We start from the raw sequence: 13,381 nt of genomic DNA, 5'->3' as shown, positions 1-13,381 counted from the left end.
AAAAATCTCGCCGAGCCCCCTTGCAACCCGGACGTGCTTCGTCTATTAGCCCGCTCCTTCGCTTCGGCCATGGGTTCGGGCTCTCTGAGATCCCGACTGGCGCGTGCCGCTCTGCGGTGTCGTGTTCCGCTGAGATGAAGGCAACGAGATGAAGCTCATGGGTGAGCGTCGGGGATGAAATCCCGAAGGTATCGGTTCGATTCCGGTCTCTCACCAAAGGATAGCTCAGTTAGGTAGAGCAGGTGACTACGAATCATCTTGTCGCGGGTTCAAATCCCGCTCCAGCGCTCCGTTTCAGCCTGAAAAGCTGATTCCTCTGAAGGGGACCGGACGCGCGCTTCAGTCGCAGTCCGGCCGTCTTGCCGCAAGGCTCTTCGTCCGAACCCAGACACTGTGAGACCGGCTTTGCGCCGCGGTGGATACCGCTTGCGCTGATGCCGGGTGGCTCCGCTCGGCCGCGCGACAAATGTCGCGCGAACGCGCGCGTGCGTCCGTCATCGCGCAAGCTTTAAGCCACGGCCCGCTTGGCTGACAGGAAGCCGCGTTCGCGTCCTCACGTCCTTTGCAAAATGAAACCCGCTCTCCGGCCCGTGGGCCCGATGGCAACAATGGAGGCGTGTCATGACTCTGAACAAGACCTGGCATTTCCTGACGACCAAGTTGACGGTGAAGGATGGCGAGCGTGCGTTGCTGACGCGCGACGGCCGGCTCGAGCAGGTGCTCGCGCCCGGACGTCACCGCCTGTTCGATCCCCTGCATCAGCTCAAGGCCGAGCTGTTCAGTGTCGTGCGGACCGAATTCCCCGCGGATCGCTTCGCGGTGATCAAGGCCGCGCGCCCTGATCTCGCCGAAGCGCTGTTCGAGGCGGTCGAGACCAAGGCGAACGAGGTCGCGATCGTCAGCCTCGACGGCCGTCCTGTGCAGCTGATGACGCCCTGGCAGACGCGCGTCTACTGGAAGGTCGCAACCACAGTCGATGTCGAGCGCATCGATGTGGCTGACGATCCCCGCGTGACCGCGCGGCATCTGGCGATGATCCAGCCCAACCGGGCCGGCGTCATCACCGAGGCCGTGGTCGAGAACCACGAGGCCGGCCTGCTCACGGTTGAGGGCAAGCTGGTCGAGCGGCTCGCGCCCGGCCGGCACGCGTTCTGGATCGCGGGCCGCAAGATCGAGGTCAAGCGCCTCGACCTGCGTCCCCAGGCGGTCGAGATCACGGCGCAGGAGATGCTGACCAAGGATCGCATCGCGCTGCGCGTGACGCTGACCGCGTTCCGCCGGATCGTCGATCCCGCGCGGGTCGTGGCCACAGTCCCCGACGTGGATGCGTGGCTGTATCGTTTGGTGCAGTTCGCGATCCGCGAGGCGGTGGCCGGCCGCACGCTGGACGAGGTGCTGTCTGCGAAGGCGGCGCTCGACGATGAGCTTCGCGACTATGTCCGCGGCCGTGTCGCGGAGTCCGGCGTCGAGGTCACCGAGCTCGGCGTGAAGGACGTGATCCTGCCCGGCGAGATCCGCGAGCTCGTCAACAAGGTGGTGGAGGCGGAGCGGGTGGCGAAGGCCAACCTGATCCGCCGCCAGGAGGAGACCGCGGCGACGCGTTCGCTCCTGAACACTGCCAAGCTGATGGAGGAGAACCCTCTGCTGCTGCGGCTCAAGGAGCTGGAGTCGCTCGAGCGTCTGGTCGAGAAGGTCGGCCGCATCGACCTGCATGCCGGCGACGGCCAGGGCCTCGATGCGCCGCTGACCAAGCTGGTCCGCCTCAAGGCGCCCGAGAGCGCGTAAGAAGAGGGGCCGCCCACGGGCGGCCCTTCGTTTTTCCGCCGGAACGGACCGCCGGCATTCTTGCGAATGTTTGTTAGCGTGCAGGCCCGCTGTAACGGGGCACCGCCAAGGCACAACATGGCACAATTCGCATGTCCTGCTCCGTGCGAACTTCCGCAAACAGAAGGTGCCACTCCGGACAGATTGCGATAACCTGCGCTCTCCGTGGTCCGGAATTCGGCCAGCCGTCAACCCGTCGGTGGTGCCAATGCAACAGATTGCGGAATGGCTCGAGAAGCTGGGGCTTGGGCAATACGCGCTGCGTTTTGCCGAGAACGGGATCGACGTCGATGTTCTTCCCGAGTTGACGGATGAAGACTTCGACAGGCTCGGGGTCCTGCTCGGCCATCGCCGCAAGATGCTGCGTGCGATCGCCGATTTCACTCAAGCCGAACTGATCGCCGCGCCGGTTTCACCGCACGATGCCGAGCGCCGCCACCTTACCGTGATGTTCTGCGACCTGGTCGGCTCGACGGCCTTGTCGGCGCGTCTCGATCCCGAGGACATGTGGGAAGTGATCCGCGCCTATCGCGCGGCCTGTGCGCGGGTGATCGCGACATATGATGGCGTCGTTGCCAGATTTATCGGCGATGGAATCCTCGCTTATTTCGGCTATCCCCGTGCCCACGAGGATGACGCGGAGCGCGCGGTGCGCGCCGGCCTCGACGTCATCACCGCAATCGGCGGGCTCGAGATCCGCGCGAACGAGGGAGTCGCGGTACGGGTCGCGATCGCGAGCGGGCTCGTCGTGGTCGGCGACCTCGTCTCCGGCGGCGCGTCGGAGGAGCAGGCGTTGGTCGGCGATGCGCCGAACATCGCCGCACGGCTGCAGGGCTTGGCGGAGCCTGGTGTGGTCGTCGTGGCTGCCTCGACACGCCGGCTGCTCGGCAATCTGTTCACGCTTCGCAACCTCGGTCGCCGCGAGGTCAAGGGCATCGCCGAGCCGATCGCGGTGTGGGCTGTCGAAGGCGAGCTGGCATCGGAAAGCCGTTTCGAGGCGGTGCGCACCGCGCGCTCGATCGGCTTCGTCGGCCGCAAGGCGGAGATCGAATTTGCGCTGTCGCGCCAGCAACTGGCGTGGCAGGGCCAAGGGCAGGCCGTGCTGATATCGGGCGAAGCGGGCATCGGCAAGTCGCGCATCGTGGCGATGCTCTCCGACAGCCTCCCGCCCGGGACGCATCGCCGTGTGCGGTATCAATGCTCGCCCTATCACACCAACAGCGCGCTGCATCCCTTCGCCGCCCAGCTCGAGCGCGCCGCCGGCATCAGGTCGGAAGATCTGCCGGAGCAGAAGCTGGACAAGCTCGAAGCCATGCTGGCGCTCGGGACGCAGCAGGTGGCCAGCGTGACGCCGCTGATCGCGGCGCTGCTGTCGATCCCAACCGGCGACCGCTATCCGCCGCTCGGCATGAGCCCGGCGCAGCAGCGGCGGCAGACATTCGCAGCACTACTCGACCAGCTCGAGGGCCTCGCCAGGCAGCAGCCGGTGCTTGTCGTCTGCGAAGACGTGCATTGGGCGGACGCCACATCGCTCGAACTGCTCGACCTCGCGGTCGACCGGATCAGAGGGCTGCCGATCCTCATGCTCATGACGTTCAGGCCCGAGTTCGAGCCGCCGTGGGCTGGGCTCGCAAATGTCAGCCTGCTGCGGCTCGATCGCCTCGACCGGCAGGACACGCGCGCGCTGATCGAGCAGGTGACCGTCGGTCGGTTGCTGCCCGGCGAAATGATGACGCAGATCATCGAGCGGACGGACGGCGTCCCGCTGTTCGTCGAGGAACTGACCAAGATGATCATGGAGTCGGGGCTGCTCGTCGAGAATGCCGGGCGCTATCGCCTCGACAATCCACTGCCGCCGCTTGCGATCCCGGCGACGCTGCAGGACTCGCTGATGGCCCGGCTCGACCGGCTGGCGCCGGTCAAGGAGGTGGCGCAGATCGGTGCAGCGATCGGCCGCGAGTTCTCATATGCGCTGCTGCGCAGCGTGGCCGGGCGCGATGATCTGACCCTTGGCGCGGCGCTTGCCCAGCTCGAAGAGGCCGAGTTGCTGTTGCGCCGGGGCACGCCGCCGGATGCAAGCTACAGCTTCAAGCATGCGTTGGTTCAGGAAGCGGCTTACGAGAGCTTGCTCAAGAGCCGCCGGCAATTGCTCCACAAGCATATTGGCGACGTGCTGCGCGACAAGTTTGCCGAGATCGCCGAGATCGAGCCGGAAGTCGTTGCGTACCATTTCACCGAAGCAGGGCTCGGCGACACCGCGCTGGCGTGGTGGCGCAAGGCGGGTCAGCAGGCGCTGAAGCGCTCGGCCTATTGCGAGGCGATCGCACATCTCGGCAAGGCGGTCGCAATCGCCGATGAACTGCCCGACGAGCCGGGTCGGATGATCGGCCGGCTCCATCTGCAAATCGCGTATGGCCGCGCGCTGCGAGGCAGTCTTGGGCACAGCGCCCCCGAGACGGTGGCCGCCTGGACGCGCGCCCGGCAGTTCGCCTCTGGTATCGATGATCCAATCGAACTGGCGCCGATCCAGTCGGGCCTTTTCAATGCCTGCTTGACCCACGGCGAGCTCGCGCCGATGCGGGAGTTGGAGGAGGCGATCATGGGCGCGGCGGAACGGCATCCGGAATCGCCGGTGGCGACGATTGTCGCGTGCTGGAGCAGCGGGGTGACCTCCTGGTTCGCGGGCGATTACCTCAACGCCCGCATCCATCTCGAGCAGGCGTTTGCGGCCTATACGACCGAGCCGGATCCGGCAACCTTCAAGGCGTCGACGCTCGACCTGCCGTTCGTCATCATGAGATTTCTGGCCTTGGTGCTTTGGCCGCTTGGCGAGATCGATCGAGCCCGGCAGCTCGCGGGCGCAGCGGTGAGCGTCGCCGGGGAGCAGCGCGCGCTCGCCCGTGCCAATGCGCTGGTTCACAAGGCGGTTTTCGACGGGCTGTGCGGCAGCAGGTTGCGGCAGACCGAGACGATCCTTGCCCTGGGTCTGGCGCAAAACCACACGATGCCGCTGTATGTTGCCGCCGGCACCTATCTCAATGGTCTGGCGAAGTGGCGCGCTGGCGACCGGGCGGCAGGTCTCGCGGAGATGCAGCGTGGCTGGACGTTGCTTCACGAGAACGACTGCTACCTCTGTGAGCCGTTCTGGGGATTGCAGATTGCCGTGGCGAGTGCAAAGGCCGGGCATGTCGAGGCGGGGCTCGACATCATCAATGAGCTGATCGACGCGACGGAGCAGTCCGGGCAGCACTGGCTGGATGCCGAGCTATACCGCGTGCGGGGTGAGCTGCTGTCGCGTCGCGACACCCCTGACATTTCCGGCGCCGAGGATGCGTTCCACCGCGCCCTCGAGATTGCCCGAGGGCAACAGACCAAGACCTTCGAGCTGCGCAGCGCGCTGGGACTTGCACGTCTATGCGCCGGCAATGGCCGGGTGGATGCGGTGCCGGAGGTGCTTGCCCCGGCGCGCGCCCGCTTCGATGCGGGGCAGGATCTCGCCGAGATCAAGGAGGCCGACGAACTGCTCAGTCAGATGGATTGGCTGGTCCGTCGTCCTCGTGCATCCTGACGGACGTCGGTGGAGATAAAACAAAACCCCGGCATCGCTGCCGGGGTTTCGCATGTCTTGCAGTGCCCTGAGAGGCTGGACTTAGAAGTCCATGCCGCCCATGCCGCCGCCCGGAGGCATCGCGGGGCCGCCGGCGTTCTTCTTCGGCAGCTCGGCAACCATCGCTTCCGTGGTGATCAGCAGCGCGGCAACCGAGGCAGCGTTCTGGATCGCGGTGCGGACGACCTTGGTCGGGTCGATGATGCCCTTCTTGACGAGGTCGGCATAGTCGCCGGTCTGGGAGTCGAAGCCGTAATTGTAGGCCTTGTTCTCCAGGATCTTGCCGACGATGACCGAACCGTCTTCACCGGCGTTGATCGCGATCTGGCGAGCCGGAGCCGACAGCGCCTTGCGCACGATCTCGACGCCGGTCTTCTGGTCGTCGTTCTTGGTGCGCAGGCCCTTGAGCTGCTCGGAAGCACGGAGCAGGGCGACGCCGCCGCCCGGGACGATGCCTTCCTCGACAGCCGCGCGGGTCGCATGCATCGCGTCATCAACGCGATCCTTGCGCTCCTTCACCTCGACCTCGGTCGCGCCGCCGACGCGGATCACCGCGACGCCGCCTGCGAGCTTGGCGAGACGCTCCTGCAGCTTCTCACGGTCGTAGTCCGAGGTGGTCTCCTCGATCTGCGCCTTGATCTGGGCAACGCGGGCGTCGATGTCAGCCTTCTTGCCGGCGCCGTTGACGATCGTGGTGTTCTCCTTGTCGATCATCACCTTCTTGGCGCGACCGAGCATGGCGAGCGTGACGTTCTCGAGCTTGATGCCGAGGTCTTCCGAGATGGCCTGGCCGCCGGTCAGGATCGCGATGTCCTGCAGCATGGCCTTACGGCGATCGCCGAAGCCCGGAGCCTTGACGGCCGCGACCTTCAGGCCGCCGCGCAGGCGGTTGACGACGAGGGTGGCGAGGGCTTCGCCTTCGACGTCTTCAGCGACGATGATCAGCGGCTTGCCGGTCTGCACCACGGCCTCGAGCAGCGGCAGCAGCTCGTTCAGCGAGGAGAGCTTCTTCTCGTTGATGAGGATGTAGGCGTCGTCCATCTCAACGCGCATCTTGTCGGCGTTGGTGACGAAGTAGGGCGAGATGTAGCCGCGATCGAACTGCATGCCCTCGACGACGTCGAGCTCGGTCTCGAGCGACTTGGCTTCCTCGACCGTGATCACGCCCTCGTTGCCGACCTTCTTCATGGCGTCGGAGAGGAACTTGCCGATCTCGGCATCGCCGTTGGCCGAGATGGTGCCGACCTGAGCGATCTCCTCGTTGGAGGTGACCTTCTTGGAGTTCTTGACGAGGTCAGCGACAACGGCTTCCACAGCCAGGTCGATGCCGCGCTTCAGGTCCATCGGGTTCATGCCGGCGGCAACCGACTTGGCGCCTTCACGAACGATCGCAGCCGCGAGCACGGTTGCGGTGGTGGTGCCGTCGCCGGCCGCGTCAGCGGACTTGGAGGCGACTTCGCGCACCATCTGGGCGCCCATGTTCTCGAACTTGTCCTCGAGCTCGATCTCCTTGGCGACGGTGACGCCGTCCTTGGTGATGCGGGGAGCGCCGAACGACTTCTCGAGCACGACGTTGCGGCCCTTGGGGCCGAGCGTCACCTTGACGGCGTTGGCGAGGATGTCGACGCCGCGAAGCATCTTGTCACGCGCATCAACGCCGAATTTGACTTCTTTAGCTGCCATCTGAATTTTTCCTTGGAATGGTTTTACCCTGGAGGAATCTTGGGGAGAGAGGAGGCGCTTAGGCCGCCTTCTTCTTGGAAGCGGGGACGTCGAGGACGCCCATGATGTCGCTTTCCTTCATGATCAGCAGGTCTTCACCGTCGATCTTGACCTCGGTGCCGGACCACTTGCCGAACAGGACGCGGTCGCCGACCTTGATGTCGATCGGGATCAGCTTGCCAGCCTCGTCGCGGCCACCCGGGCCAACGGCGATGATTTCGCCCTGGGAGGGCTTTTCCTTGGCACTGTCCGGAATGATGATGCCGCCAGCAGTCTTCTCTTCGGCGTCGATACGCTTGACCACGACGCGGTCGTGAAGCGGACGGAATTTCATGCAGTCCTCCTAAACTTTTGTGGATGCTGTAGATTTTTGGAGTGTTAGCAGTCCAGCCCGGCGAGTGCCAAGCCAGCTTCGCAGGAGATAGGCCAAGCCTGGGCGGCGGGCAAGTGCCTCTAGCAGAAAAATTGGCACTCGCGAATGACGGCTGCCACGATCATTTCGGCATCCTTAATGCCGGCCCGCGGGGTCGCCGAGGCTATTAGCAGATGCGGTAAGCTGCTGCCAACGCAAGAAATTTCAACAACCTATTAAACATTTGGGCTTGAGATTGGTTAGTCGCGTGCGTCACATTTCTCTCATGTGAGCGCATCCATTGCCGGTGGTCCGGTTGGGATCCGGCCGCCAGGTGAATGCGCTCCGTCACAGGAGGTTGGCATGGTCTCGCGAGTTGGTGGGGTTGCTTCCGACGATTTCCGGAAGCAGTTGCTGGGGTACGGGCTGACGACGGCGCAAATCCTCTATCGGATGCCGGATCATCGCTCGTTGCTGCAAACCTATGTCTGGCAGAACTACGACCTGTTTCCGAGATTTCCGGTGCTGCAGGATTTCCTCGCCTTCTGGCAGGCGAAGCTCGAGGGCCCGCTGTTCTCGGTGACGGTGGCGCATTCCAAGCTGGTCAAGCCGGCCGAATTGCGCGCCGTCGACGGCGTGTTCCGGCTGCATTGACATAGGCCTTGGACTTGGAGCTTGCGGGCAGGGCGCAGCTTGCGCCTTTGCCCACCAGCGCCGCGCGACTTGTGTTAGCCTCTCACCGTCAGAAAAAGACGGGAGGCGAACAATGGCCAAGAAGACGGCATCACGATCCGCAGCCAAGACCGCGGTAAAGAAGAAATGGACGGGGCTCGGAGCCGGCACCAAGTCGTCCGCACGCAAGACCATCAAGTCCAAGGGCCGCGTCCCGGCGGCGAAGAAGAGCGCGCCCAAGACCGCGACAAAGACTGCAACAAAGGCGGCGAGCAAGGCACGGCCGAAGCAGCGCGTCGTCATCAGCCATCACCGCGAAGAGGACTTCAAGGCCGATGGGCTGCGCACCTACGCCAAGTACCGCGACCTCGGCATCGCCGCCGCCTCGCATGGCCTCGCCCAGGCGCACGTCATCCGGCTGCAGGGGCCGTGCAATCCCGACGAGGTGTCGAAGCTGCACTTCCACGACGTCGACTTCCAGATGGTCTATGTGCTCAAGGGCTGGGTGAAAACCTACATGGAAGGCGAGGGCGAGACGCTGATGCAGCAGGGCAGCGCCTGGACCCAGCCGCCGCGCATCCGGCACATGATCCTGGATTACTCAGACGACGTCGAACTGCTGGAGGTGATCCTGCCGGCCGAATTCAAGACGGTGGAGTTGAAGGCGTAGGCCTCGCGCTGTCATGGCCGGGCTTGACCCGGCCATCCATCCTGCTTCGCAAGAGTCTTTCACGAGCGATGGATGCCCGGGTCATAGGCGAGCGGAAGCGACGCCGTCCTTCGGACGGCTGTGCCCGGGCATGACGATTTTGTAAGTGGCGGCCATCGGTCTTGTAGCCCGGATGGAGCGAAGCGAAATCCGGGATTCGCGCAAACGATCAGCATGGCCCCGGATTGCGCTTCGCTTCATCCGGGCTACGGCTGTGTCATCATCCCGACAATCGCCCCCATCAGGCACGTCGTCAGCGTGCCCGAGACGATCGACTTCAGCCCGAGCGCGTTGATCTCGTCGCGCCGCTCGGGTGCCATGATGCCGAGGCCGCCGATCATGATGCCGAGGCTCGCGAAGTTGGCGAAACCGCACATCGCGTAGAGCATGATCAGCCGCGAGCGCGGATCGAGCGCGTCGGGACCGAGCTTCGACAGGTCGACATAGGCGATCAGCTCGTTCAGCACGGTCTTGGTGCCCATCAGGCTTCCTGCCGTGATCGCCTGCGGCCACGGCAGGCCCATCAGCCAGCACACGGGCGCCATGACGTAACCGAGCAAGCGTTGCAGCGAGATCTTCGCGCCGCCGACCTCCGGCAGCAGGCCGATGATCGCGTTCGCGAGATAGACCAGCGCGACCAGCACCAGCAGCATCGCGATGATGTTCATCAGGAGCTCGAGGCCGGCGGCGGTGCCCTTCACGATGGCGTCCATTGTCGATGACACCTGGACATCGGGCTCATCGAGCGATCCGCCGGTGTGCCTGTCAGACGTTTCCGGCACCATGATCAGGCTGACTAAAATTGCGGCCGGCGCGCCCAGCACCGAGGCAATGACGAAATGCGCGGCCGCGTCAGGGATCAGCGGTGCGAGCAGCGTCGCATACAGCACCAGCACGGTGCCGGCGATCCCGGCCATGCCGCCGGTCATCACCAGAAACAATTCGCTGCGGCTGAGTTGCGCCAGATAGGGGCGGATGAAGAGCGGCGCTTCCACCATGCCGAGGAAGATATTGGCGGCGGTCGAGAGCCCGACCGCGCCGCCGACGCCGAGCGTACGCTCCAGCAGCCAGGCCATGCCGCGCACCACCGGCGGCAGCACGCGCCAATAGAACAACAGCGTCGTCAGCACGCTCATGACGAGCACGATCGGCAGCGCCTGGAAGGCGAGGATGAAATCCGAACCCGGCGTCTTGGGATCGAACGGCGCCGGACCGCCGCCGACATAACCGAACACGAAGGCGGTGCCGGCGCGCGTCGCCGCCGCGATGGTGCCGACGGCATCGTTGATCGCGCCGAAGGCTTGCGTCACCAGCGGCACCTTGATCAGCACCAGTGCGGTTGCGACCGTGACGATGAGCCCGATCGCTGCCTGCCGCAGCGACACGACGCTCCGATTCTCGCTCAACGCCCAGGCGATCACGAGCAACGCCACCACGCCGAACGCCGATTGCAACTGCAGCATGATGCCCCCAGGAACCCGCGCGGGATTATGGCAGGGGCCTCGCGCAGCGCAATGCTGTTGCGCGCTTGGCAGGCTGGTGAAGAAGTCTTTGCTCGACGTGCGATGAGTGCGATGTCGTCGCCGTTGAGGAGGCAGATCTCCCGTTCGAGTGAGCCGTCATCCTTTAGTTCGGCCCAACCGTCACCTTCGGCTGGCTCCATTTCGTCGTTTCCCTGCCAGCCGAACTCGATGGCGGCGCTGTGCGCAACCATACCGCAAGGACAGGAAGCCAGACGTGTGTTACAGGCGACGATCGGCGACCTTGCATCCGCTCGCGACGCCGGAGGACAGCATCATGCCGCTCTCATCCGAACTGTTCACAAAGGAAGGTCCGGGCAAAAAGCGTCTAGCCGACTGCGCCGTCAATCATCAGTTTAATATCTTCAAGGACAAGACGCCGAATTTTCCCGGCACGGAGGACGCGGTCGGGCGAATCCAGACCGCGCTGCGGTCGCTGGGTTTCACCATCTCCGATGCGGCCGGCGTTTACGGAGAGTCGACGGCGAAGGCGGTGTTCGCTTTCAAGAGCGCTCATCGTCCCAAGCCGATCCTCGGCCCTGGCCAGACAGTTCCGGACCGTGTCGTCGGCATCCAGACCATCGCTGCACTCGACAAGGCAATGGCCGGAAAAGGCCCGAATCCCGGTCCGACGCCTCCCGGTCCGACGCCTCCCCCTCCGACGCCTCCGCCTCCGACGCCTCCCCGTCCGACGCCTCCGCCGCCCGCGCCCAAACCGACGGACCGCGTCTGGAAGTTCAGCCTCAAACTACAGACGAATGCGGATAGCATATTTAGCTTCAGGCTGGAGCTGACCGATCCCGACGGCAACAGCGAAAACTTTCTCACTTCTAAACCTGTGAAGTTTGCGAATACCCTGGGTACGCCAGTCAACTGCATCCAGGTCGGAACCATGAAGTTCTCGAACGGGGTTTCCCTCGACGATATTCTCGGCTGCCTCGTCGGTGTGGCGCTCAAGCCTGGCGACCGCGCTGAGGTTCTCACCGGCACACTGGCCGTCTCCGACGCGGACAAAAACATCAATTCCTTGGCGCCCGTCAACGGCGCCGCTCAGGGACAGCCGAACGAAGGCGGCATCCTTTTCGTGGCTTCCGTGCTACAGCGGTTGGCGTTTTAGCGGTCCGCGACGCGTCGGCCCACCTATCCCCGCGCCTGCGCCGCGCCCTCGGCTGTGAGCGGAGCGTCGCTGCGAGCGATCTGGCTTTTGCCTTTGCCTTCTTCGCACTGCGCCTGATGACGGATCAGACCCGCTGCGTTAGCTCGCCGGCCTTGCGCTCGGCGCTCTAAGCGCGTTTTCAAGCGAAGTGGACACCGGTTCGCATGAAGAAAACGCGTCAAAGCAAGAATCTAGAGCCCGTTCCGATCTTATCGGAACGGAATAGCTCTTACCTCGTCTCCATTGACAAGTTGCAGGGGCTCAGCCACGCAATCATCCATGCTCACCGCCACGCCGGCCGGCGCCCGCGATCTGCTCGGCCACAGACCGTTCCTGTTCTTTTTGTCGTCGCGCAGCCTGTCGCGATTCTCGAGCCAGATCGGCGCGGTCGCGATCGGCTGGCAAATCTATGAGCTGACTGGCAGCGCGTTCGACCTCGGCATGGTCGGACTGGTGCAGTTCCTGCCGACGGCACTGCTGGTGTTCGTCGCCGGCCACGCCGCCGACCGCTTCGAGCGCAAGCGCGTGGTGCAGGCCTGCCAGATCGCGGAAGCGCTGACCGCACTGTTTCTCGCCGGAAGCACGTTCGCCGGCACCATCTCCGAGATCCAGATCTTCGCTGCGACCTTCGTGCTCGGCATTGCCGGCGCGTTCGAGAGCCCGGCGACCGCCGCGCTGTTGCCGCTGATCGCGCCGCAGGGCTCGCTGCAGCGGGCGACCGCGATCTCGAGCGGCGCGGCCCAGGTCGCGACCATCACCGGACCCGCGCTCGGCGGCTTCGCCTATGCGCTGATGCCGAGTGCGCCCTATGCGGTGATGATGGTGTTCTGGCTGTTCGGCGCGCTGCTCACCGGCGGCATCGGCCGGCTGCAGCAGGCGGCGCCGAAGAACGGGCAGGTGTCGGATGATCTGTTTGCCGGCGTCACCTTCGTGCGCAGCAATCCGGCGATCCTCGGCACCATCTCGCTCGACCTGTTCGCGGTGCTGTTCGGCGGCGTCACTGCGCTGCTGCCGATCTATGCGCGCGACATCCTGCAGACCGGCCCGCTCGGCCTCGGCATCCTGCGCGCCGCACCGGCGGTCGGTGCGCTATTGATGACGATTGTGCTGGCGCGGCACACCATCAACCGCCGCGTCGGCATGCGCATGTTCCAGGCGGTGATCGTGTTCGGCGTGGCGACGGTGGTGTTCGCGCTGTCGCACTGGATGTGGCTGTCGGCGCTGTCGCTCGCGGTGCTCGGCGCCGCCGATACGATCAGCGTCGTGATCCGCTTCTCGCTGGTGCAGCTTGCGACCCCGGACGAGATGCGCGGCCGCGTCGGCGCCGTCAATTTCCTGTTCATCAATGCGTCGAACCAGCTCGGCCAGTTCGAGAGCGGCGTCACCGCGGCACTGCTCGGCGCCGTGCCGTCAGCCGTGCTCGGCGGCGTCGCCACCGTTGCGGTCGCGCTGCTCTGGATGAAGCTGTTTCCGACGCTGCGGGATGTGGAGAAGCTGGAGTAGGGGGCTCTCTTGCCTCGCCCCGCTTGCGGGAGAGGTTGAATCGCATGCAGCGAAGCGAAATGCGATTCGAGTGAGGCGGACTCTCCGCGAGCCGTCCCTCACCGTCTTTGTGGAAGACCCCTGCACGATTTCGGAATAATGGAAGAGTGCCGCTGATTTGCCCGACGTGTCAAGTTGCCGTGTCGAAGGCCGGCAGCCGACGGCTACTTTGCATGGGGTTGTTTTCGATATTTTGGCAGCGCGCCCCCCGCGACGGCATGGCCGGGACAAGTCCGGCCATGACGACGTGATAGTCCTGCCGCAAACGGGGACAAGG

The 13,381-nt window shown here is 64.6% G+C and carries 9 protein-coding genes and 2 tRNA genes; 8 read left to right on the top strand and 3 right to left on the bottom strand.

Annotated features, from left to right (window positions below; genetic code table 11):
- The first annotated feature begins 145 nt into the window (after positions 1–145).
- The 4 genes from WDM24_RS26665 to WDM24_RS26650 all read left to right on the top strand — a co-directional run bounded on the left by WDM24_RS26665 (position 146) and on the right by WDM24_RS26650 (position 5,392).
- A tRNA-Phe gene (locus WDM24_RS26665) sits at positions 146–216 on the top strand.
- 2 nt (positions 217–218) lie between these two features.
- Positions 219–284, top strand: a tRNA-Arg gene (locus tag WDM24_RS26660).
- 337 nt (positions 285–621) lie between these two features.
- Positions 622–1,785 (top strand): slipin family protein, encoded by a 1,164-nt coding sequence (locus WDM24_RS26655; protein ID WP_338827780.1) that lies wholly within the window; start codon positions 622–624, stop codon positions 1,783–1,785.
- Positions 1,786–2,032: 247 nt separating this feature from the next.
- Positions 2,033–5,392 carry an adenylate/guanylate cyclase domain-containing protein gene (locus tag WDM24_RS26650; protein WP_338827778.1) on the top strand — a complete coding sequence of 1,120 codons (3,360 nt, stop codon included), beginning with the start codon at positions 2,033–2,035 and terminating at the stop codon, positions 5,390–5,392.
- Positions 5,393–5,473: 81 nt separating this feature from the next.
- Here WDM24_RS26650 and groL read toward each other — a convergent pair whose 3' ends face one another.
- Together groL and groES are read right to left on the bottom strand one after the other, a co-directional pair.
- Complete coding sequence (gene groL, locus WDM24_RS26645; RefSeq protein ID WP_029081569.1) at positions 5,474–7,114, bottom strand: chaperonin GroEL; 1,641 nt, start codon at positions 7,112–7,114, stop codon at positions 5,474–5,476.
- A gap of 58 nt (positions 7,115–7,172) precedes the next feature.
- Positions 7,173–7,487: a co-chaperone GroES gene (gene groES, locus WDM24_RS26640; protein ID WP_029081568.1), complete on the bottom strand. Its 315-nt coding sequence runs from the start codon at positions 7,485–7,487 to the stop codon at positions 7,173–7,175.
- Between the two features lie 381 nt (positions 7,488–7,868).
- Here groES and WDM24_RS26635 point away from each other — a divergent pair, with 381 nt between their 5' ends.
- Positions 7,869–8,159, top strand: a complete 291-nt coding sequence (locus WDM24_RS26635; protein WP_166306264.1) for an usg protein — start codon at positions 7,869–7,871, stop codon at positions 8,157–8,159.
- Between the two features lie 112 nt (positions 8,160–8,271).
- A complete protein-coding gene (locus WDM24_RS26630) occupies positions 8,272–8,847 on the top strand; it encodes a cupin domain-containing protein (RefSeq protein WP_338827776.1) in 576 nt (191 codons plus the stop codon).
- Positions 8,848–9,092: 245 nt separating this feature from the next.
- Here WDM24_RS26630 and WDM24_RS26625 read toward each other — a convergent pair whose 3' ends face one another.
- Positions 9,093–10,349 carry a NupC/NupG family nucleoside CNT transporter gene (locus tag WDM24_RS26625; protein ID WP_338827775.1) on the bottom strand — a complete coding sequence of 419 codons (1,257 nt, stop codon included), beginning with the start codon at positions 10,347–10,349 and terminating at the stop codon, positions 9,093–9,095.
- Positions 10,350–10,683: 334 nt separating this feature from the next.
- On the opposite strand from WDM24_RS26625, the gene WDM24_RS26620 reads away from it, so the two are divergent.
- Positions 10,684–11,523, top strand: a complete 840-nt coding sequence (locus WDM24_RS26620) for a peptidoglycan-binding domain-containing protein (RefSeq protein ID WP_338827773.1) — start codon at positions 10,684–10,686, stop codon at positions 11,521–11,523.
- Between the two features lie 318 nt (positions 11,524–11,841).
- The gene (locus tag WDM24_RS26615) at positions 11,842–13,065 is read left to right on the top strand and encodes an MFS transporter (protein WP_029081563.1); all 1,224 of its coding nucleotides are present in this window, start codon (positions 11,842–11,844) and stop codon (positions 13,063–13,065) included.
- Positions 13,066–13,381: the final 316 nt, after the last annotated feature.

This window comes from Bradyrhizobium sp. 27S5 (genome assembly GCF_037217225.1).
Taxonomy (GTDB): domain Bacteria; phylum Pseudomonadota; class Alphaproteobacteria; order Rhizobiales; family Xanthobacteraceae; genus Bradyrhizobium; species Bradyrhizobium septentrionale.
This window is presented reverse-complemented; position numbering and strand designations above follow the sequence as displayed.